Source organism: Streptomyces tubbatahanensis (genome assembly GCF_022699385.1).
Taxonomy (GTDB): domain Bacteria; phylum Actinomycetota; class Actinomycetes; order Streptomycetales; family Streptomycetaceae; genus Streptomyces; species Streptomyces diacarni.
In genome coordinates this window covers 2653777-2675553 of the sequence record NZ_CP093846.1, presented here as the reverse complement: position 1 = coordinate 2675553, position 21777 = coordinate 2653777, and the positions used below count along the sequence as shown (strand labels likewise).

Genomic DNA, 21777 nt, shown 5'->3' with positions numbered 1-21777 from the left:
GGCGTCATCCGGCGGCGTGCTGCCTGAACCAGTCGATGGTGCGCCGCAGTCCGTCCCTGGCGGTCACCGTCGGCTCCCACTGGAGCTTGCCGCGGGCCAGGGTGATGTCGGGACAGCGCACCGCCGGGTCGTCGCTGGGCCGTTCGATGAAGCGCAGCCCCGAGGCGGAGCCGGTCAGCTCGATGACGAGCCGGGCCAGTTCCTGCATGGTGATCTCGTCCGGGTTGCCGATGTTGACGGGCCCGGGCAGCTCGGATCCCGCCATCGCCAGGACGCCGCGCACGGTGTCGTCGACGTAGGCCAGCGACCGCGTCTGGCGCCCGTCCCCGGTCACCGTCAGCTCCTCGCCCGCCAGCGCCTGCCGTACGAAGGTGGGGACGGCGCGGCCGTCGTAGCCGCGCATCCGGGGCCCGTAGGTGTTGAAGAGGCGGACGATGCCCACGTCGGCGCCGCGGGCACGGGCCTCGGCCGCCGTCAGCGCCTCCCCGAACCGCTTGGCCTCGTCGTACACGCTGCGCGGCCCCACCGGGTTGACGTGACCCCAGTAGCGTTCGCTCTGCGGATGCTCCTGCGGATCGCCGTAGGCCTCCGAAGTGGAGGCGTGCAGGAAACGCGCACCGTGGCGCCGGGCCAGCGCCAGCGCGTTGCGGGTGCCGGAACTGCCCGTCTCCAGGGTGTGCAGGGGCATGCGCAGATAGTCGGCGGGGGAGGCGGGCGAGGCGAAGTTCAGCACCAGGTCGGGGGCAAGGCCGGCGCCTGCGCCCGCCACCTCGGCGTCGAACGGGTGGCAGATGTCGGCCTCGACGAGATGGAATCCCGGGCGGTCCGTCAAATGCGCCACATTCTCCCGCCTGCCGGTGCAGAAATCGTCGACACACGTCACCTCGCACCCGCCTTCGAGCAGCGCGGTGCACAAATGCGAGCCGACGAATCCGGCGCCGCCCGTGACGACGGCGTGCCGGAATCCCCGGAAACCGGGTATGGAGTCGGTGGGCTTGTTCATGAGCACTCCTGAGGCTTTCGCTCAGTTGTCCCGAAGAGCGCGCGCGACACCGTCAGGAACCGCGCGGGAAACCGCCGTGCCGAGCACCGGTGTGCTCGCCCTCACAAGCCTGCGGCGACCCGCACCGCGTCGCAACCGAGAGGCTGACGAGCGCTGCTCACCGTGGCGCTGCGCTGCGTGAACGAGCGCTGTGCAGCGGGGTCGGGCGCGAACGCCGCGTAAGGGGGCAGGTCGGGATTCCCGGCCTGTGAGCAAGGCAACCCGGCCCCTTTTCCCGCTGGTCATCCCGGGCACGGGGGAAGCGCCGGTGCGCCGGTCGGCACAACGGCGACCGGGTCGGCGCGAGCCGTCTGTGAATATGGCTGAGGGCCGGGGCGAGAGCACCGCGAAAGCCCTTTTCCGCCTGCTCCCGCCCGTTCCCGCGCCCTCCCTCATCCTCCCGTCCCCTGCCTTCCTGCGTGCATTCTCATGCCTTTTCACTCGACTGCCGACAGTCCTGCCGACAGCACTGCCGAAAGTCCCGCGGTAAGTCAGCCCCCCGCAGACCGGCGCCGCCCCGGCGCACGGTTCCGCGACCGCCTGCCCACGCGGGCCCTCGGTCTCCGCAAGAACCGGGCCGACAACACCTCGGACAGCTCCGGCGGCTCCGGCGGCTCCGGCGGCTCCGACCGCTCCGAACGCAACCCCTGGCGCTCGCTGCGGTACCCCAGCATGCGCTGGTGGTCCGCGGCCAACCTCGTCTCCAACGTCGGCACGTGGATGCAGCTGACGGTGCAGAACCTGCTCGTCCTGCAACTCACCGGGTCCGCCGCCACCACGGGGCTGTCCCTGGCCGTGCAGGCCGCGCCCGGGCTGCTGCTCAGCCTCGTCGGCGGCAGCCTCGTCGACTCCTGGCCGCGCAAGCTGACCGCCTCGGTCAGTCAGGCCCTGCTGGGTCTGGTCGGCTTCGCCACCGCCGCCTTCGTCGCCACCGGCATGCTCACCGTGCCGCTGCTGATGGTGCTCGCCGCCGTCACCGGATCCATCGCCACGGTCGACAACCCCGCCTGCTCCCTGCTGGGCAACGACCTGGTCAAGCGCAAGGACGTGCCCTCGGCCATCGCGCTCGGCTCCGTGGTGCACAGCGCCGGGCGGCTGATCGGTACGGCCGCGGCCGGTGCCGCCGTCGCCTGGTTCGGCATGGCCTCGGCCTACCTGGTCAACGGCGTCTCGTTCCTGGCGGTGGCCGCCGTCATCCCGTTCCTGAAGCTGGTGCCCAAGGAGGAGCGCGAACCCCAGACCGCGCACGAGCGGCCCGGCACGGCCGCCGCGAAGCCCGCGGGGCGGCGCGCCGGGCTCGGCGGCGACACCCGCGAGGGCCTGGTCTACTTCGCGCGCAACCCCCGGCTGGTCGCCCTGGCCGCCATCACCGGCATCTCCGCCATCTTCGGCCGCAACTACCAGCTGACGCTGGCCGTCCTGGTGACCGGGCCGCTGGCCGCCGGTGCCGGCGCCTTCAGCACCGTCTCGACCGTGCTGGCCGTCGGCGGCATGGCCGGCGCCGTGCTCGCGGGCTGCCTGCGCAAGCCCGCCGTGCGCCACGTGGCCACCCTCGCCGCGGCCGGGGCGCTGCTGCAGGTGGTGGCGGGCTTCTCCCCGTCGCTGGCCTTCCTGATCCTGCTGGTGGCCCCCATGGCCGTGGTCGAGGCCATCTCGGACACCGCCGGGACGACCGTGCTGCAGACCGAACCGCCCGCCCACATGCGCGGCCGCGTGCTCGGCGTGTGGCGCAGCGCCTCCACAGGGTGGGGCCTGGTCGGCCCGCCGCTGCTGGGCGCCCTGATGGAGTTCGCGGGCGCACGCGGCGGACTGATCGCGGGCGGGCTGGCCATCGTCGCCGTCACCGGCGCGGCCCAGCTCCTCCAGCAGCGGCCCGTGCGGCTGCCGCGCCCGCGGCGGCGTGCCTCCTCCGGCACCGCCGCGGCGCCGGCCGCCACGGTGGCCGAGGCGGAGCCCGCCACGGCCTGAGGCGGCCCTGCGGCAGCCTCAGCCCGCTCCGCCGTGGCCGTGGGCCAAGAGCCCGGCCACGGCCCGGGAACCGGGAGCCAGGGGACGCTCCCAGGGGCCCGCGCCCTGCCCGACCGGCAGGGCGCGGGCCCCGCGCCTTTGTGCCGCGCCTCCACGGGCGTCCTGTGTTGCGGGCCACACGGGTGGCTCCCACCATGGAGTGAGCAGGAAAGGGCATAAGGGACATCCGACTCACTCCCGTACGGCGCACCCGTGCCCGTGCGGCACACCCGTGGAGGAACGATGAGCGACGTGAACCCCATCGAGGTTCAGCGGGCCCTCAAGGGCGCCTCCTACCCGACCGACCGGCAGACCCTCACGGACCTCGCCAAGAAGAACAAGGCGAGCGACAACGTCGTCGACAAGATCTCCCACATGAAGACCGACCGCATCGAGGGACCCGACCAGGTCGAGAAGGAGATGTTCCGCGGCTGACGCGACACCATGGCAGCCACTCCGCGCAGCACGCCCGGCCCCCCGGACGGCCCACGCCCTCCGGAAGGGCCCGGCGGCGTCTTTGGCCACGCCCACGGGGGCGGACGTGCACACGGGCACCCGTACGGGCACGGGCATGGGCATGGGAGCGAGGAGCGGCCGGACGAGAGCTGTCCGCGTGACCTGCGCGGACAGCTCGGTGTCGTCATCGCGACGAGGGACAGGCGCGCGACCCTCGCCCGGACCCTGGAGCGGCTGCTGGCCCTCCCCGAGTCCCCCCGCATCCTGGTGGTGGACAACGCCTCGGCGGACGGGACGGCGGACATGGTCGCGCGGTCCTTCCCCGGAGTGGAGGTACTGCGGCTGACCGTCAACCGGGGAGCGCTGGCCCGCAACGAGGGCGTCCGCGCCCTGCACACCCCCTACGTGGCCTTCAGCGACGACGACTCCTGGTGGGAGCCGGGCGCCCTGGCCACAGCGGTCGACCTGCTCGCCGCCCGCCCCGCCACGGGACTGTTGGCGGCCGGTATCACCGTCGGCCCCGAGGGCGCCCCCGACCCGCTCAACACCGTGCTGGCCGCCTCCCCGCTGGGGGAGGGCTCTGCCCCGCGCAGCCGCAGAGTGCTCGGTTTCCTCGGCTGCGCCGCCGTCGTCCGCAGACAGGCCTACCTCGACGTGGGCGGCTACCACCCGCTGCTGTTCTTCGGCGCCGAGGAGACCCTGCTCGCCTACGACCTGGCCGCGGCGGGCTGGGAGGTCCTCCACTGCCCCGACGTGGTCGCCCGGCACTCTCCCGCCGACGCGCCCCGACCCGGCCGGCAGGCCCTGGTCCGCCGCAACGAACTCCTGATCGCCTGGATGCGCCGGCCGCTCCCCGTGGCGTTTTGCCGCACGGCGGCGCTGTGCGGCGAGGCCGTGCACGACGCCCAGGCGCGCCGCGTCGCCCGCGCCCTGCTGCCGCGCCTCCCGGCCGCCCTGCGGCTGCGCCGCCCCCTCCCGCGGGACGTGGAGGAGGCCGCGCGCCGCGTCGAGGCGGCGCACCCGGCGGAGGAGACCCGCGCGCCGGGCGCCGCCCCGTCCCCGGAGGGAGCGGGAGCATGACACCGGCCGACGGCGCGTCCCCAAGCCAGGACGGCCCCGGCGGGCCGCCCGGCCGGGGCCCGGTGCCGCGGGATCCGGTGCCGCGGGATGCGGCGCCGCGGGGCTCCGCGGCGCGGAGGCCGGACCGTGGGGCACCGGACCGGTTGGGGCCGGATCGGCGGGTGACGGTCGTCGTCATCACGCGGGACCGCCGCGACGAGCTCCTCCGCACGCTGGGCCTGCTGGCCGGCCTCCCCGAGCGGCCGGAGGTCGTCGTCGTGGACAACGCCTCCCGCGACGGCACCGCCGCCGCCGTGCGGGCCGCACATCCGCAGGTGAGGCTGTTGCAGCCGGGCCGGAACACCGGAGCTGTGGGCCGCAACCTGGCCGTACGCCACGTGACGACCCCCTACGTCGCGTTCTGCGACGACGACTCGTGGTGGGCGCCGGGATCGCTGTCCGCGGCGGCCGGCCACCTGGACGCCCACCCCGGGCTCGCGGGCGTCGTGGCACGCATCGTCGTCGAACCCGAAGGCACCGAGGACCCTGTCGTGGAGGAGCTGCGCACCTCACCGGTACGCGGCCCCGCGTGGCTCCCGGGCCCCGCGCTGGGCTCGTTCCTCGCGGCCGCGACCTGCCTGCGGGTCTCCGCGTTCCGCGAGGCGGGCGGCTTCGACCCCAGGCTGTGGCTGGGCGGCGAGGAGGAACTGCTGGCCACCGACCTGGCGGTCCGCGGCTGGTGGCTGGCGTTCGCCGAGGAACTGACCATCCACCACGCCCCCTCCAGGGCCCGCGACGCCACGGGCCGGCGCGTGGACGGGCTGCGCAACACCCTCTGGTACACCTGGCTGCGCCGCCCGCTTCCCGCCGCGCTGCGCCGCACCTGGTACCTGGCACGGTCGGTGCCCCGCGACGCGGCCAGCGCCCGCGCCTTCGCCCGCGCCCTGGCAGGTCTCGGCTGGGTCGTCGCAGAACGCCGCCCCGTCCCCGCCCACATCGAGCGCCGCCTGGCCACCCTGGAGCGCGCCCAACGGGAGTCGACGGCACGCCAGTACGTGGGCTGAATCCGGCGGGACCGCCCTCGCTGCCGTGGGCTGAGATCGCGTGGGCTGCTGACGTCGGCGGCGATCGCTCCCGCTGCCGTGGGTGAGGCGGTGCCGGGAGGCCCCCGGAGGGGCGGGGCCCGGGGTTCAGCGGGTGAGAGGCACGGCGTGGCCGCTGACGCGGACCCGGGTGCCGCCGGGGAGCGACTCGACGGTCAGGTCGCTGGGGCGCCCCATGTCCTCGCCCTGGCGGATGGTGACCGGGCCGGCCGTGGGAGCGGAGCCGAGCGTGCGCAGGTAGCCCCCGAACGCGGCGGCCGCCGCCCCGGTCGCCGGGTCCTCGACCACCCCGCCGACGGGGAACGGGTCACGTGCGTGGAAGTGGCTGTCGCTCTCGCGCCAGACCGCGTGCACCGTCGTCCAGCCGTGGTCCCGCATCACCTCGGCGAGGGTGTCGAAGTCGTAGTCGAGGGCGGCGAGTCGGGCGCGGGTGCCGACGCCGAGCACCAGGTGCTCGTTACCGGCGAAGGCGACGTGCGGCGGCAGCGCGGGGTCGAGGTCGCCCCTCTCCCAGCCCAGCGCGGCCAGCGTGGCGTCCACCTGGGCGGCCGAGGCCGGGGCGGAGCGGGTGGGGACGCTGGTGAGCGCCGCCCGTACGGCTCCGTCGGCGTCGGCCGCGGTCTCCACGTGGATCTCGCCCGCCGGGGTGTCGAAGGTCAGGTCGCCGGGGCCGGTGCGCTCGGCGAGAGCCACCGCTGTGGCGACGGTGGCGTGCCCGCAGAAGGCGACCTCGGCGAGCGGGCTGAAGTAGCGGAGCGTGAAGCGGCGGCGCGGCGCGTCGCCGGAGGTGACGAACGCGGTCTCGGAGTATCCGACTTCGGCGGCGAGGGCCGACATCTGCCGGTCGTCCAGTGAGGCCGCGTCGAGGACGACGCCGGCCGGGTTCCCTCCCCCGGGGTGGGAGGTGAAGGCCGCGTAGCGCAGAACGGTGACATCCGTGGTGTGAGGCATGCGCTCATGCTCCCGCTTCGGCGGTATTGAATCCAACGATGATGATCGATCGCCTCCATCGGTGTTCGTGATGGCTTGCTAGCATCCGGCCATGGAGACCCGACTGCTGGAGACCTTCGGCGCGCTCGCCAGGACGGGCAGCTTCACGGGCGCGGCAACCGAGTTGCGGCTCGCGCAGTCCACGGTCACCGCTCAGATCAAGGCGCTGGAGAAGGAACTGGGAACCCGGCTCTTCGACCGCCTCCCCCGCGGAGCGCTGCTCACCGAGGCCGGCCGGCGGCTGCTCACCCTGGCCGAAGAGGTGAGGGAGGCCGAGGTGCGTCTGCTCGCCGCCGCCCACGAGGACGGCCCCGTCGCGGGGACGGTGGTGGTGGGCGCGGCCGAGACCCTGTGCGCGGCCCACCTGCCCGCCGTGATCAGCACGCTGCGCAGCCGCCACCCGGACGTGGAGGTCCACCTGCAGCCGTGCGCGACGGCTGCCGCCGTGACAGGGCTGCGGGCGGGCCACCTCGACTGCGCTCTGCTGCTCGAGGAGCAGGCCGACTTCCCCGACGTCACGGCCGAACGCGTCGCGGACCAGCCGCTGGTGCTGCTGTGCGCGCCCGAGCATCCCCTGGCCGGTCTGAGAGAGCCGGCGACGTGGCAGGAACTGGCCCGGGAGAGCTTCTTCCTCCACGAGCAGGGCTGCTCCTACAGCGACTGGCTCGCTCAGCGCCTGCGGGCCGTCGCCGGCACCCGCCCCCGGATCACCCGTTTCGGCAGCATCGAAGCCGCTCGCTCCTGCGTCGCCGCCGGACTGGGCCTGACCGTGCTCCCCCGCGCCAACGTGACACGGTCACTGCACGAGGGCCGCCTCGCGGTGGTGCGCGGGCCCGTCCTTCCCGACATCTCCGTCCACCTGGCGCGCCACCGCCGCCGCCACCCCTCCCGAGCGGCACGCGCCGTCACGGCTCAGGTGGTGCGCCACTTCCGCACGGCACGGTAGGCCGCGTCTTCGGCGCGCCGTGGGCCCCGGGCCGGGGTCGGGATCGGCGCCCGGGTCGGGGCCGGGGTCTGCGCCGGGGTCGGGGCCGGGTCCGGCCGAAGCCGACGACACGCCGGTCGGTCAGGCTGACGTCCGGCCAGACCGGCGTCCGTCAGACCGGCGTCCGTCAGACCGGCGTCCGGCGTGACGGGCATCACCGTGCGTCTCGGCCGCGGGCGCTCGAAGCGCTTGGCCCGTGCGGGACGTGCTCACCGGCACGAGAAAGCCTCACCGGCGTTTCCGCTGGTGAGGCGTGTCGTGTGCCCCCGGCAGGACTCGAACCTGCGGCCAAGCGCTTAGAAGGCGCCTGCTCTATCCACTGAGCTACGGGGGCCGGTCTCCGTTGCGGCGGGCGGGCTCGCCGTCCCCCGGAGTGACCACGGCGGGGTCAAGGATAGGGGGCCGTGCGGCTCGTCCTGTGCGCTTCACGTCCGCGACGTCTTGTGGAGGTTCCGTGAAGCGGTCCCGATAATCGCAGGCTGGTGCGATTCACGCAGCGGTTTTGGCGGCGCGCGGTGCGGGTGTTGCGCAGTCGTTATGGGTGCGGCCGGGTTGCAGGTGGTACATCGGGCCTTAATGCGGCGAAAGAGGCCATTGAGCCCCTAAAGCACCTATTTTCCCCGCCTCGTGATGCGGATACGCTTCAAAACTGCCGCAAAATTGGGCATTCTGCGCATGTGGCGATCTTGGACGTACGGCTCGAACTGCTCGACGCGCTCACCGCACTGCGCGAACGCGTCGCCGCCGCGCGCTTTCCCCTCCCGTTGCCGGGTGCCGAACGCGCCCGACGCTCGCGGGACGAGCTGCTCGCGCAGCTCGACGACTATCTCCTCCCGCGCGTCCGCACCCCCGAGGCGCCGCTCCTCGCGGTGATCGGCGGGTCGACGGGTGCCGGCAAGTCGACGCTGGTCAACTCGCTGGTCGGGCGGAAGGTCAGCGAGGCGGGGGTGCTGCGGCCCACGACACGGACTCCGGTGCTGGTCTGCCACCCGGACGACCGGGCCTGGTTCATCGGCAGGCGCGTGCTGCCGGGACTGGAGAGGGCGTGGGTCCCCAGACAGGACGCCCCCGACCCCGCCGTCGGCTCCGGTTCCGGAGGTGTCGGCGGCGCCGGCGGGCCGAGGACCGGTACGAGAGCGGGAGCGGGGGCCAGAACCGGAACCCGACTCGGAGCCGGAGCCGGAGCCGGAGCCGGAGGCGCAGGCGGGCTTGGGCGGCGCGGCAGTGACGTCGCAAGCGGCGGCGGTCCCGGCGGCGGCGCCGGTGAGGGCGTCGGCTTCGTCGGCCTGCCCGCCGACGACGGCAGGAGCGGACACGGCGGCGGCTGGAGAGGCGGCAGCGACCGGAGCCGGGACGGCGAGCGGCCCGCGCACCTGGGCAGCGATCGCGACCCGGCCGCCTGGGGCCCCGATGGCGAGCCGACGGCGTGGGGCTCCGGCGACGAGCCGGCTGCCTGGGGCACCGACGGCGGGTCGCAGTGGCAGACCGGCGAGCCGCAGTGGCAGACCGGCGGGTCGCGGTGGCAGGACGGCGAGTCCCCGTGGCAGGCCCGCGGAACGCAGTGGGAGGCCGACAGGGGCGCCGCGTGGGAGGCCGACGGGGGAACCGGGTGGGAATCCGGACGCCGGCCGGCGTGGGAAGCCGGAGGGGAGCACGGCTGGGAACCCGGGTGGGACGGTGACGAGGCCGCCGAAGGCGAGGCGCCGCCGCCCACCCTGCGCATCGAGACCGACAGCGGCCTGCCGCCCGGCCTCGCGCTCCTCGACGCGCCCGACATCGACTCCCTCGTCGCCCACAACCGCGACCTGGCCGCCGAACTCATCTGCGCGGCCGACATCTGGGTCCTGGTGACCACCGCCGCCCGCTATGGCGACGCCGTCCCCTGGCACCTGCTGCGCAGCGCCAAGGAGTACGACGTCACCCTCGCCACCGTCCTGGATCGCGTGCCGCACCAGATGGCCAGCGAGGTGGCCGCACAGTACGGGCTGCTGCTCGACCGCGAGGGCCTGGGCGAGGTGCCCCGCTTCACCATCCCCGAGCTGCCCGAATCCGCCTCGGGTTCCGGGCTGCTGCCCGTCTCCGCCGTCAGCGGCCTGCGCGACTGGCTGGAAGGACGCGCCGCCGACCCCGCCGCACACCAGGCAGCCGCCGACCGCACCGCCGCGGGAGCGCTCGCCTCGCTGCGCCCACGGATCGCCGCCCTCGCGGGCGCCTCGGCGACCCAGTACGCGGCGGTCCACCGCCTCAGCCGGCACATCGAGACCGCCTACGAGCACGCAGGCACCCGGCTGCGCGCCCGGATCACCGAGGGCGAACTGCTGGCAGGTGACGCCGCCGAACACTGGCGCTGCTTCCCCGCGGACAGCGACGGCGACGAACTCCTCGACGCCCTCTGCGACGGGCTGGCGGCGTTGCTGTGCGGAGCGGTGGCTGCCGCCGACGAACGCGTGGCCGAACAGCGCCGGGCCACCCCCGCGCTCGACCACTGCGGCCCCTCGGGCACCGACGGCGAGGGGGAACGCGGCGAGGCGGCGGGCCGGATCGGCGTGATGGTCCGCCGCTGGCGCCGCTGCGTCGAAGAACTCGCCGAAGAGGAGACCCGCGCCGCCGGCCGCGCAGGCGCGCCGGACGGCGACACCGAACGCGTGGCGGGCCTCCTCGTCGCCGCCCTGCTCGGCGGCCGGCGCGCCGCTGGAGCCGACGACTCCCTCGCCGCCCTGCTCGGTGACGACAACGCCCACGAGCTGCGCGAACAGTGCGCGGAAATGCTGGACGAATGCGTCGAACGCGTCCTGAACGGCGAACGCGATCTGCGCCTTGCCCCGCTGGACGACGTCGACACAGGCCCCGCGCCGCAAATGGAACTAATCGCCGCGTTCTCCGCGGTGATCCGGCTCGAGAAGGCCCCGCACCGGCTGCGCGAACCGGTCGGAGCCGAGACGCCGACCCGTGACTTCCCGCCGACGCGTACCCCGCTCGGCCTGCACACCAGCACGCAGCGTGGCCCGCAGCGCGGCCTGCAGAGCGCGCACATGGAGAGGTGACCGCAGTGACGTCCACCGATGCTGCCGTCGGCGGAGCCGACGAGACCCCCGACCGCTGGTACGTCGGCACGCCCGGTCACGTCGAAGGGCAACTGGAACTGTCCCTCGACGAGGAGCCGGAGCCGGAGCCGGAGCCGGAGCCGGGCTCGGCGACTGGCTCAGCGGCCGGCCCGGCGGCCGTCCCGGTGGGGGAGGAGCCCGCGCCTGCGTCCACGCCTGTGTCCGGGGCGGACCGCGTGCCGGAGCCCGGGCCTACGCCCGGGCCTACGCCCGGACCTGACGCCGTGTCCGAGCCCGCGCGGGGCGCTGAGCCGGAGGGCGCCCGCACGGATGTTCCCTCGGATGCGGGGACCGCAGAACCACCTGTGGTGTCCTCGGCGGCGGCGAGTGAGGCCGCCATGGCGGCGAGCCTGGGGGACGATCCCGGAGTCGGTGCGGGCGGCGTACCGTCCCGGGTGGTACCGGTGCCCCACCAACAGGCCGAAACCCCGGTGGACGGGGCGTCGACCCCCACAGGACCCGGCGCCGGAGCCGAACCCGGAACGGAAACCAGCACCGGAACGGGAACCGGAACCGGAATCGGAACCGAGGTGAGGGCCGCCACCGACGAGGGGCGCGGCTCCGGGACTGGGTCCGGCTCCGGATACGAGCCCGGGGTGGAGGCGGACGGGGACGCGGGCTCGCGGGCTGCGGGCGGCCCGGAGGGCGCGCGGGCCGTCGCGAGCGAGACGGGGCTCGTCTGGGACGACGGTGTCATCGCCCGTCGTGTCCGCGCCCAGCGCACGCCCGAACCCACGGAGCACAGCCCCGAACCCCTCCAGGAGCCGGACGATCGGGCACCGCTGACGCACGCCCACGCTTTTGCGGGTGACGGCGCGAGGCGGGAGACGGACTCCCTCGCCCCCGGTCTGGCACCGCCCTGGCGCAGCGCGTCCTGGCCGGATGCCTATGCCACCGGCGCCGGCGGCGACACCGTCACGGAGACAAGCACGGGCACGGGCACGGGCACGGGCACCGTCACGAGCACCGGCGCCGCCGCCCCCGGCTCGGAGGCCGACCGCGGCACGGGCCGGGATGTCGCCACGGAAACCGGGGCCGCTCTCCCCACGGACGGGGCCGCCCCCGGCCCCGTCTCCGCTCCGGCTGCCGCCCGGATTCCCCGAGCGGCGGAGGGAGAGGCGCGATGTGACGACCCGGGGCCGGCCCCCGGCCCCGACGCGCCGGGGCCCACCGTCGACAGCACGCCCACCGACCACAGGCCCACCGACCACAGGCCCGTCCCCGACCACATGCCCGCCGCCGACAGCAGGCCGGTCTCCGACAGCAGCCGCGCCGCCGACACCGGGCGAGGCGGCGGCGCGGACAAGGACGCGGCCGACGGGTTCCCCTGGGACGAGTACGTGGCCGCACACCGGGACGCGCACCAGAACGCACGCCGTGCCGCCTGGGAAACGGGCGAAGGGGCGGAGGCGCTCGACGCCCGGGGTGCCGGAGAGCACATGCTGCGGCAGCGGCTCGGAGCCCTGCGCGAACTCGTCGGCCTGTCCCACACCCGGCTCGACGCCGACGTACTGGCCGAGGCCGGACGGGTGCTGGACGAGGCGGCGGCCCGGCGCGGCCTGCCCCGCTCGTACACCACCGTGGCGCTGGCGGGCGCCACAGGCAGCGGCAAGTCGTCGCTGTTCAACGCGTTGGCGGGGGCCCGCCTCTCCGAGGTCGGCATGCGCCGCCCCACCACCGCCGCCCCCGTCGCCTGCACCTGGGAGACGGCCGGCCGCGAGGGGGACGCCGGCCCCGACGGGCTGCTGGACAGGCTCGGCATCCCGCACCACGCCCGGCACCGTACGCGGGAGATCGGGCTGAGCGGTCTCGTTCTGATCGACCTGCCCGATCTCGACTCGGCCGCACCCGGGCACCGCGAGCAGGTGGACAGGCTGCTGCGACTGGTCGACGCGGTGGTGTGGGTCGTCGACCCGGAGAAGTACGCCGACGCCGTCCTGCACGAGAACTACCTGCGCCGCCTGGCCGGACACGCCGAGGTCACCTTCGTCGTCCTCAACCAGACCGACCGGCTCACCCGCGACGCCGTCGACGCGGTCCTCGACGACCTGCGGCGGCTGCTGGACGAGGACGGTATGGCGCTGGGCGAGCACGGCGAACCCGGTGCCGTCGTCCTGTCCGCGTCCGCGCTCACCCACGAGGGCATCGGCGTACTGCACGAGGAACTGGGCGAGTTCGTCGCACAGCAGCACGCCGCCGTCCTGCGGCTCAGCGCCGACCTCGACGGCACCATGGAACGTCTCCGACCCGTCTACGCGGATCCGGGTCCTGGTGCGGCGGGCGGTCCCGCCGGGCTCACCGAAGGCGCCCGCGGGGACTTCGAGGACCGTCTGGCCGTCGCCGTCGGCGCCGCCGCCGCGGGGCAGGCCGCCGAACGCGCCTGGCTGCGCCAGGCCGCACGCTCCTGCGGCACCCCCTGGGTACGGGCCCTGCGCTGGTACGCCTCCCGTCCCGGCCTCGCCGACCGCGCCGAACACTCCCGCGAACCGGCGACGGCCGCTACGGAAACGCAGCCAGGGCAGGAGCCCGAACCGGGGCAGCCGGGGCCGGAACCGGGGCGGGCGCCGGAGTCCCGTGCCGGAGCTGACGCAGCCGTCGAGCCCGCAGCCGGCGTCCACAGCGGCGAACGCGCCCGTGGCGGCGGACGCGAACGCGAGACGCTGCAGCAGCCGCGTGCCGCCCGGCCCGTGGTCGCGCAAGCCGTACGGGAGCTGGCCGACGCGGCTGCCGCCGGCCTGCCCGCCGCGTGGGCGCGCACCGTACGGGAGTCCGCGCGGCGCGGTGCGGCAGGTCTGCCGGAGCGCCTGGACGAGGTCATGACCACCTGCGCCGCCGAAACCCGCGTCGTTCCCGCCCCCGCGGACCACCGCCCGCACGGCGACGAGCAGACCCCCGGCGTCCCGCCGGCCCCCGGCGCGGAGGACGTGGACGCGGACGTGAGCACGTCCATGTCTGAGCTTGCGGGCGAGCAACTCCCGGGCAGCCAGCTCCCGGGCAGCCAGCTCCCGGGCAACCAGCTTTCGGGTAATCAGCTCCCGGGCAGCCAGCTCCCGGGCAACCAGCTTTCGGGTAATCAGCTCCCGGGCAGCCAGCTTGCGGGTGATCAGTTCTCGGGCGAGCAACTCCCGGGTGAGCAGCCCTCAAGTGAGCGGTCCGCGAACGGTCGGCCTTCCGGCGAGGCGGGCGACGTGCTGCCGGACGGTACGCGGCCGGAGGCCTCCCGTGCCTCGCGCGCACCGCGCCTTTCCCGCTTCCTCCGTCCCTCTCACCTCTCGCGCTCGGCCCGTTCGTCTCGTGCGGCTCGTTCGGCCGGCGTGGGGCGCGCGGGTCATGCGGGGCGGCGTCGGCCGGCACGGGCGTCGCGCCCGCCGTGGCACACCGCCGCACTGGGCGGCCAGTGGCTCCTCCTCGGGCTCCAGTTGGCCGCCGTCGTGTGGGCGCTGGCCACGGTCGTGATGGCGGGTGGCGTCACGCGCGCGGTCTCGTTGCCCTGCGCGGCCCTGGTGGCGGCCACGTTGGCCGGACCGCTGCTCGCTTGGGGCAGCCGCAGGGCGGCGCGAGGGCCCGCCCGCGCCTACGGGCTGGAGGCGGAACGCAGGCTGCGGCAGCTCGCTGCCTCCAGCGGCAGGGAGCGGGTGCTGGAGCCGGTGGCGGCCGAACTCGTCCGGTACCGCGAGGTACGGGAGCAGTTCGCCATCGCGGCGGGCTCGGTCGGAGCCGCGGGAGACCCCCTGGGCACGTGGCGGCAACCGCCGACCGCCGAGAGCCAGTGGCCGGACGCCGCGGACCGGCCGGGCCCCGCGGACCGGCCGGGCCCCGCGGACCGGCCGGGCCCCGCGGACCGGCCGGGTCTCGGGGACCGGCCCGAGGGGCCGGGCCGACCCGACCTTTCCGGTCGGCCCGAGGCCGCAGGCAGCGGGCCGTCACCCACATCGGTGACCGACTTGTGCACAACCGGCGAGTAATACACAGATCTGAGTCCATTTCCCCACGTCCCCGCTTCCTGTCCCACTCTGGAAACCGAAGCAGAAGACGGCAGAGAAACACGAGGCAGCGGCGGCCGGCCCGCCGCTGCACGGGGGTGGTTCGCATGTATGAGACGCACGTGACGGTGATGGGAAACGTGGCGACGAAGGTCGACCACTGGACCTCCTCGTCCGGGGTCCCGGTGGCCAGGTTCAGGCTCGCCAGCACGGTGCGGCGCTTCGACAAGCGCACCGAGCAGTGGACGGACGCCTCCACCAGCTTCTACACGGTGTGGGCCTGGCGTTCCCTCGCCACCAATGTCGCCTCGTCGGTGTCCCGTGGCGAACCCGTCGTCGTCCGGGGGCAGCTGCGGCTCGCGGAGGAGGAACGGGAGGGCAGGCGTTACCTGAACGCCGACCTGACGGCTGCCACGGTGGGGCACGACCTGTCGCGCGGCACGGCCGCCTTCGTACGGGTCTCCCGTGCGGCCCCGGAGCTGTCGCGGGGCCCGGCGCCCGCGTGGCCGCCGTTGGATGCGGCGGTGCCCGACCCGTTCGGGACCTCCGCGCCGCTCCGGGCCGGAGGGGGCGAACGAGTCGATTGGGGTACGGGGGGAGGAAAGGCCGAGAAAACCCTCGAGAAAACCGCCGGGGAGTCCGTCGCAGCGGAACCCGTCGTCGAGAAATCCGTAGTGGGGGAACCCGTTGGTCGACTCGTCCGGAATGCCCGGCCCGGGCGGTCCGCCAGCAAGGGGCGAGCACGCGCCGACGGAACGGGCAATTCCGGCGCGGATCCGGCTGAGGGAAGGGGGTCGCGTGGCGAGGCGTTGATGTCCGAAGCCGCAGCGGAAGGAAGCGTTCCAGGTCAGCGCGGTGCGCCGTGATCGTCCCGGTCCGCCGGATTCGCTGATAACGATTCCGAGTCGGAATGTGTGTCCGACGTGAATCCTGGGGATTCCGCGCTGTTGATCTTCCTACGATCCCACCCGTACCGACTGGGGGGTTCAGCTTTGCGGCAGACCGGCCGCACGGGGGCGAGACGGCTTCGTGCGCGCGCTGCCAAGAGGGGAAGACCATGACTTCTGTACGCGCGCGGACGGCCCACCGCCTCATGGCCGCCGCCGTGGCCACCGGGCTGTCCGCAGCCGGCGTAGCGGCGGGTGCGCCACCGGCGGCGGCACACCCGGCGGCGGGCCCAAACGCCGCTCAGGGTGTGCCCGCCGGAGGGCAGCCGGAGCAGCACAACGGGGCAACCGCCACGTTGAACGGCCTCACGACGGCCGATGACGCGGTCATCACGGTGGACGGCGAGCGGCAGGAGATCAAGGCCGGGCTCTTCGAGATGGCCGTCGACGGCGGCGGCACCCTGCAGACCTACGGCATCGATGCGCTCAATCCCGTACGGGAGCAGTCGCGTTACGCGGAGGGGGAGTGGAAGGCCTCTCCGCTGTGGGAGAACCGCAACGCGGGCCGGATCCGCTGGGTCGTCGCCCATTCCTACCCGCACAGGAACGACCTCCAGGCACTGGCGAGGGCGGCGGGAGCCAAGCGGCTCACCCCGCAGGCCGCCGCTGCCGGCACGCAGGTCGCCATCTGGCGGTTCGCCGAGAAGGGGGCACGGGGGGACGTGGGGGGAGGGGGGAGGGGGGCGGCCCCCCAAGAGCCCCCCTCCATCACCCCCACCGACCCCGCCGCCCGGAAGCTGGCCGGCTACCTCGTCAAGAGGGCCCGGAGCATGGCCGAGCCCGGCCCGTCCCTGGCCTTCGACCGGGCGGAGGTCTCCGGCAAGAGCGGTAGCCGCACCGGTCCTGTGACGGTCCGCACGTCCGCCTCGACCGTCAGCGTGGCGCCGAGTCCCCGTGCCGCCTCCGAAGGGGTGCGGGTCGTCGACGAGAAGGGCGAGCCGGTCGAGTCCGCCCGCAACGGCACGAAGGTGTACTTCGAGTTGCCGAAGTCGGCCGATCCCGGGGCCGCGTCGCTGACCGCGCAGGCGGCGGCCAAGGTTCCGGTGGGCAGGGTGCTGACCGGGGCCGGGGAGCGCGGCAGGAGCCAGGCGCAGATCCTGGCCGGTTCCAGTCAGGCGACGGTTTCGGCCACGGCTTCGGTCAACTGGGCGGAGCGCGGCCCGGTGCCGGCCACCACGTCCCGGGAGAACTGCGCGGGGCACGGTGTGGACATCAACGTCGACAACAGCGGGGACGCGACCTTCCCGTTGCGGGTCGGCAAGGAGCGGGAGGAGATCGCCGGTGGCGAGCGCGGCACGGTGACGGTGCCCGTCGAGGAGGACCAGCCCTACCGCATCCCGGTGCGCGGGCCGCACGGGTACGCGAAGACGTTCAGCGGTGTCCTCGACTGCACCACTTCCGCCGCGGTGGGCGGGGTGACCCGGCGCAGCGCCCCGGCGACGGCGGAGCGCCCGGCGACCGTCGGCGGTGGCGGCGCCGTCGTGGGCGAGGGCGACCTGGCCCGGACGGGCGGCGGCAACACCCGGCTGTTCGCGGCGGTGGCCATCGGCCTCCTCGCGGTCGGTTTCACCACCTTGCGGATCGTGCGCCGCGGCGGGAACTGAGCAGCGCTGCCCGACGCTCACCCGCGTCGGGCAGCCCTCACGTCCGTGCGGGCCCGCACACGACTCGCCTTGGTCCGCAGTTCCCGGTGGCCCGGACGTGCCCCACCGTGGCCCGTGCCTTTCGGGTGGCTCCGGCCCCGTCCCGCCCCTCGGGTGGGGCTCGTAGGCGTGACGCCACGCTGGGCGAGGATCTGCAACAGGCGAAGGGGATCTGGTCCGCGCGATACGGGCGGCCGAGACCAGCCCTCCCAGGAAGGCTGCCCTCCTCGGGCCTCTCGGCCGCGGCGGCTCAGACGGGGTGCCGCCCGTAGAGCACGGCGGCATCGGTGCGGGGGTGCCCCGTCAGGCCGCGGCCCAGTCTCATGGGAGGGCTGGGCGCTCGTGGCTCGGTCGCCGGCCAGGTTCCGGTGATGCGACATAGCGGATTGAAGGAACCCTTCGCTGCGCAGTAGGACGAAGAGACCCATGGCTGTCGGAGCGTAGGAGACGAGCCTGTCGTGCCTCAGTTCTCTTCCGCGGGGTGGGCGCCGCGCTCCGGTGAGGTGTGAGTCGTCCGCGTGGTCGGCCGGCAGGCGGGTGGGTCGGGCCCGTCGGCGGGCGCCGAGGCCGCGTGCCGCTCCTCGTCCGTCCGGCCTCCTTCCGGGTCATATCGGCGGCGCAGCGCACGGCACGTCGCCTCGTTGCGCCGCTGCTGACGGCGCGACATGGCGGGATTCGAGAAGCTGCACGCGGCGGCGAACAGGAGTAACGCGCCCAACCCGTAGGCGCGGTCTCCTCTCTGCATTGCGGCGGCGAGCACTTGGACAGCGCCCGTCCCATATGCGATCTGGCGGTTTCCCGTCTTCCATTGTTCCAGCGCACGGCTTTGGCGGGCCAGAATCGCTGCGGCCGCCTGCCGTTCGGCGGGGTGGTCGGGGATGACGCCGCGCCGGAGGCGCTGCGCGAGCCGTAGGTAGCGGCTGGTCGCCAGGCCGGCCTCGCGCGCTCTGCGGCGCTCGCGGTACCAGACCACGGACATCACCGTCACGGCGATGGTGAGGAGGAGGCCGGCACCGATGAGGGCGGCGGTCCTGCGGCCGCTGCTCACTGTCAGTGCGCCGGCTGCCATGCCCCACAGCACCGCCGCCACCGTCGTGCCCAAGAGCTGGAGAACCAGTGTGCGCCGGTCGGCGGACGCCTGTCTGTCCCCTGTCCTCACCTGCTGCCGCCCCCCTCGACATCGAACCGGCCCTGCCCGAACGGGCTTCACCGTGAGACCCGTTCGGGTACCCGCGGCCGAGGTGGCCATCCCCTTCGCGCTGTCCGCCCCCTCCGCACTGGTGTGGACGTTCCGTACTGGACGGCTTGGCGGGATGCACCCGAGCGATACTTTCCGTGTCTTGGGCTGCACAGAGGGTTTCACCGCGGGGCCGGGACGGCGTTTTCGAGCGGGTGCCCCGGGCCCCCGGGCGAGGGTGGACGCGGCGGGAGACGTCAGCTGGCCAGTGGCGGGCCGCGTGGTTGACGCTCGGTTGGTGTCCAGGTCGCGGCCCCGGCCCCTGCCAGGATCGGCGGGGGGACTCGGAGCCCGTTTCCGGGGTGGGGGGCGGGTGCGGCAAGATGGGGTGCGTATGCCTGACGTGGTACGGCCGCGGCTCACTCACCGGCGAGCGGCGCGGCGCGCTGCCGCATGATGAGACGACCCGCGCGGCCCGGCCGCGTACGACTACCTACAGAAGCTCGGACGGTTCCTCTTGGCTGAGTACATCTACACCCTGCGCAAGGCGCGCAAGGCGCACGGCGACAAGGTGATCCTCGACGACGTCACCTTGAGCTTCCTGCCCGGCGCCAAGATCGGTGTCGTGGGCCCCAACGGCGCGGGCAAGTCGACCGTGCTCAAGATCATGGCGGGGCTGGAGCAGCCCTCCAACGGTGACGCCATGCTCGCTCCCGGCTACAGCGTGGGCATCCTGTTGCAGGAGCCGCCGCTGGACGAGTCGAAGACGGTTCTGGAGAACGTCCAGGACGGTGTCGCGGAGACGAAGCAGCAGCTCGACAGGTTCAACGAGATCGCCGAGCAGATGGCGACCGAGTACACCGACGCGCTGATGGAGGAGATGGGCAAGCTCCAGGAGAAGCTGGACCACGCGAACGCCTGGGATCTGGACGCGCAGCTGGAGCAGGCCATGGACGCGCTGGGCTGCCCGCCCGGTGACTGGCCGGTCGTCAACCTCTCCGGTGGCGAGAAGCGCCGGGTGGCGCTGTGCAAGCTGCTGCTGGAGCAGCCCGATCTGCTGCTGCTGGACGAGCCCACCAACCACCTGGACGCCGAGTCGGTGCAGTGGCTTGAGCAGCACCTGGCGAAGTACCCGGGCACCGTCATCGCGATCACCCACGACCGGTACTTCCTGGACAACGTGGCCGAGTGGATCATGGAGCTGGACCGTGGCCGTGCCGTCGGCTACGAGGGCAACTACTCCACTTACCTGGACAAGAAGCAGGCCCGTCTGAAGGTGGAGGGCCAGAAGGACGCCAAGCGGGCCAAGCGTCTCAAGGACGAGCTGGAGTGGGTCCGCTCGAACGCCAAGGGGCGGCAGGCGAAGTCGAAGGCGCGTCTGACGCGGTACGAGGAGATGGCGGCCGAGGCGGAGAAGACCCGGAAGCTGGACTTCGAGGAGATCCAGATTCCGCCGGGGCCGCGCCTGGGCAACGTCGTCGTCGAGGTGGACAAGCTGAACAAGGCGTTCGGCGACAAGGTCCTCATCGAGGACCTGTCGTTCACTCTTCCGCGTAACGGCATCGTCGGCGTGATCGGTCCGAACGGTGCGGGCAAGACGACGCTGTTCAAGATGATCCAGGGGCTGGAGGAGCCGGACTCGGGCTCCATCAAGGTCGGCGACACGGTCAAGATCTCCTACGTGGACCAGAGCCGCGCCAACATCAACCCGGACAAGACGCTGTGGGCGGTCGTCTCGGACGAGCTGGACTACATCAACGTCGGCCAGGTCGAGATGCCGTCGCGCGCGTATGTGTCGGCGTTCGGTTTCAAGGGCCCGGACCAGCAGAAGCCGGCGGGTGTGCTCTCCGGCGGTGAGCGCAACCGGCTGAATCTGGCGCTGACGCTCAAGCAGGGCGGCAACCTGCTGCTGCTCGACGAGCCGACGAACGACCTGGACGTGGAGACGCTCTCCTCGCTGGAGAACGCGCTGCTGGACTTCCCCGGCTGTGCGGTGGTCGTCTCCCACGACCGCTGGTTCCTCGACCGAGTGGCCACGCACATCCTCGCCTACGAGGGTGACAGCAAGTGGTTCTGGTTCGAGGGCAACTTCGAGTCGTACGAGAAGAACAAGATCGAGCGACTGGGTCCGGACGCGGCGCGTCCGCACCGGGCGACGCACAAGAAGCTGACGCGGAGCTGAGCGCGTGCGGCACAGCTACGCGTGTCCGCTGCGCTGGTCGGACATGGACGCCTTCGGGCACGTCAACAACACCGTCTACCTCCGGTATCTGGAGGAGGCCAGGATCGACTTCCTGGCCCTGGCGGCGCGGGTGGCGGACCCGGAGGCGTTCACCGGCGGCACGGTCGTGGCGCGGCACGAGATCGACTATCTGCGGCAGCTGGTGCACCGTGCCGACCCGGTGACGGTGGAGCTGTGGGTGGTCAAGCTGACGGCCGCCTCGGTGACGTTCGCGTACGAGATCAAGGACGCGGCCGGTGGCGGCGGCCCGTATGTGCGGGCCAGGACGGTCGTGGCGCCGTACAACATCAAGGAGGGGTATCCGCGGCGGCTGTCGCCGGCCGAGCGGTCCTTCCTGGAGGGCTACTTCGATGACAGCCACAGGGGCTGACCGGCTGGTTTTCGCCGATCCCGGGGAGGCGGCGGGACTCGCCGCCTTCCTGGAGCGGCTGGTGCGCTGGGAGAAGAACGCCGCCGTGCGCATCCAGGCGGGCGATGGCGTGGCGGGGGTGTTCGCCAAGCCGGCCCGTTTCGAGGTGCTGGCGGTGCGCACGGGACGGCTCTTGGAGCCCGTCGAGCTCGATGTGACGGTGGCGGCGGGCGCGCTGCTCGAACTGGTCGAGGAGGAGCGCGAGTCCGTCGGCGTTCCGCAGGCCGTCACCGGTCCTTCGTGGGCGGGGGTGCTGCCGCCGCGTGGCGGGTGGCACGAGTTCGCGCGGGTGCCGGTCGACGCTGTCGGTTCGGTGGCGGCGGCGGCCGTGGGCGAGTTCCGGGAGCGTGCGGAGAAGTTGCCGGCGCAGCGGCGCGGCCGGGAGGCGCTGGACGCGCTCGCCGAGGAGATCTGGTCCCGCCCGCTGGGGCGCACTCAGCTGCCGCTGCGCGCCGCGCACGCGGCGCACGCGCTGGGCTTTCTGCGCGGCACCGATCCGGTGACGTTGCTGGAGGCCGGCGCGTGGCTGCGGCTGCGGACGCTCTACGGCTCCGTCGCGGTACGGCGCAGGGGCGGTGCGGGGGCCGGCGCGGGCGCCGGACTGAGCGTCACCCCGGTGTGAGCCGGTGA

Annotated in this window: 15 protein-coding genes and 1 tRNA gene; 12 read left to right on the top strand and 4 right to left on the bottom strand. The window is 73.8% G+C overall.

Annotated elements, in window-relative coordinates:
* Positions 1-4 precede the first annotated feature (4 nt).
* A complete protein-coding gene (locus MMF93_RS11515; protein ID WP_242751233.1) occupies positions 5-1003 on the bottom strand; it encodes an NAD-dependent epimerase/dehydratase family protein in 999 nt (332 codons plus the stop codon).
* A 711-nt stretch (positions 1004-1714) separates the two neighbouring features.
* On the opposite strand from MMF93_RS11515, the gene MMF93_RS11510 reads away from it, so the two are divergent.
* The 4 genes from MMF93_RS11510 (at position 1715) to MMF93_RS11495 (ending at position 5628) form a co-directional block, all read left to right on the top strand.
* Complete coding sequence (locus MMF93_RS11510) at positions 1715-3010, top strand: MFS transporter (RefSeq protein ID WP_242751232.1); 1296 nt, start codon at positions 1715-1717, stop codon at positions 3008-3010.
* Positions 3011-3292: 282 nt separating this feature from the next.
* Positions 3293-3484, top strand: a complete 192-nt coding sequence (locus MMF93_RS11505; protein ID WP_242751231.1) for a DUF2795 domain-containing protein — start codon at positions 3293-3295, stop codon at positions 3482-3484.
* A 9-nt stretch (positions 3485-3493) separates the two neighbouring features.
* Positions 3494-4585 (top strand): glycosyltransferase family 2 protein, encoded by a 1092-nt coding sequence (locus MMF93_RS11500; RefSeq protein ID WP_242751230.1) that lies wholly within the window; start codon positions 3494-3496, stop codon positions 4583-4585.
* Positions 4586-4746: 161 nt separating this feature from the next.
* Positions 4747-5628 carry a glycosyltransferase family 2 protein gene (locus MMF93_RS11495; protein WP_242751229.1) on the top strand — a complete coding sequence of 294 codons (882 nt, stop codon included), beginning with the start codon at positions 4747-4749 and terminating at the stop codon, positions 5626-5628.
* Positions 5629-5754: 126 nt separating this feature from the next.
* On the opposite strand, the gene MMF93_RS11490 is transcribed toward MMF93_RS11495, so the two are convergent.
* Complete coding sequence (locus MMF93_RS11490; protein ID WP_242751228.1) at positions 5755-6618, bottom strand: PhzF family phenazine biosynthesis isomerase; 864 nt, start codon at positions 6616-6618, stop codon at positions 5755-5757.
* Between the two features lie 91 nt (positions 6619-6709).
* On the opposite strand from MMF93_RS11490, the gene MMF93_RS11485 reads away from it, so the two are divergent.
* Positions 6710-7603, top strand: a complete 894-nt coding sequence (locus tag MMF93_RS11485; RefSeq protein ID WP_242751227.1) for a LysR family transcriptional regulator — start codon at positions 6710-6712, stop codon at positions 7601-7603.
* 300 nt (positions 7604-7903) lie between these two features.
* Here the strand turns inward: MMF93_RS11485 and MMF93_RS11480 are convergent.
* Positions 7904-7976 (bottom strand) — tRNA-Arg (locus MMF93_RS11480).
* A gap of 343 nt (positions 7977-8319) precedes the next feature.
* Here MMF93_RS11480 and MMF93_RS11475 point away from each other — a divergent pair.
* The 4 genes from MMF93_RS11475 to MMF93_RS11460 all read left to right on the top strand — a co-directional run bounded on the left by MMF93_RS11475 (position 8320) and on the right by MMF93_RS11460 (position 17280).
* Positions 8320-10686, top strand: a complete 2367-nt coding sequence (locus tag MMF93_RS11475) for a GTPase domain-containing protein (RefSeq protein ID WP_242751226.1) — start codon at positions 8320-8322, stop codon at positions 10684-10686.
* 1289 nt (positions 10687-11975) lie between these two features.
* Positions 11976-14711 (top strand): GTPase, encoded by a 2736-nt coding sequence (locus MMF93_RS11470; RefSeq protein WP_423835593.1) that lies wholly within the window; start codon positions 11976-11978, stop codon positions 14709-14711.
* A gap of 125 nt (positions 14712-14836) precedes the next feature.
* The gene (locus MMF93_RS11465; RefSeq protein ID WP_242751224.1) at positions 14837-15595 is read left to right on the top strand and encodes a single-stranded DNA-binding protein; all 759 of its coding nucleotides are present in this window, start codon (positions 14837-14839) and stop codon (positions 15593-15595) included.
* A gap of 191 nt (positions 15596-15786) precedes the next feature.
* Positions 15787-17280 carry a TQXA domain-containing protein gene (locus MMF93_RS11460; RefSeq protein ID WP_242751223.1) on the top strand — a complete coding sequence of 498 codons (1494 nt, stop codon included), beginning with the start codon at positions 15787-15789 and terminating at the stop codon, positions 17278-17280.
* Positions 17281-17782: 502 nt separating this feature from the next.
* Here MMF93_RS11460 and MMF93_RS11455 read toward each other — a convergent pair.
* Positions 17783-18478: a hypothetical protein gene (locus MMF93_RS11455; RefSeq protein WP_242751222.1), complete on the bottom strand. Its 696-nt coding sequence runs from the start codon at positions 18476-18478 to the stop codon at positions 17783-17785.
* A gap of 535 nt (positions 18479-19013) precedes the next feature.
* On the opposite strand from MMF93_RS11455, the gene ettA reads away from it, so the two are divergent.
* Genes ettA through MMF93_RS11440 form a run of 3 tightly spaced genes read left to right on the top strand, consistent with a single transcriptional unit; the run spans position 19014 to position 21769 of the window.
* On the top strand, positions 19014-20678 hold the full coding sequence (gene ettA, locus MMF93_RS11450; protein ID WP_242751221.1) for an energy-dependent translational throttle protein EttA: 1665 nt from the start codon (positions 19014-19016) through the stop codon (positions 20676-20678).
* A gap of 4 nt (positions 20679-20682) precedes the next feature.
* Positions 20683-21108, top strand: coding sequence for an acyl-CoA thioesterase (locus MMF93_RS11445; RefSeq protein WP_114018194.1), 426 nt, complete (start codon positions 20683-20685; stop codon positions 21106-21108).
* Positions 21089-21769, top strand: a complete 681-nt coding sequence (locus MMF93_RS11440; RefSeq protein ID WP_242751220.1) for a DUF8185 domain-containing protein — start codon at positions 21089-21091, stop codon at positions 21767-21769. Before MMF93_RS11445 ends, MMF93_RS11440 begins: the two co-directional genes overlap by 20 nt.
* The last annotated feature ends 8 nt before the right edge of the window (positions 21770-21777 follow it).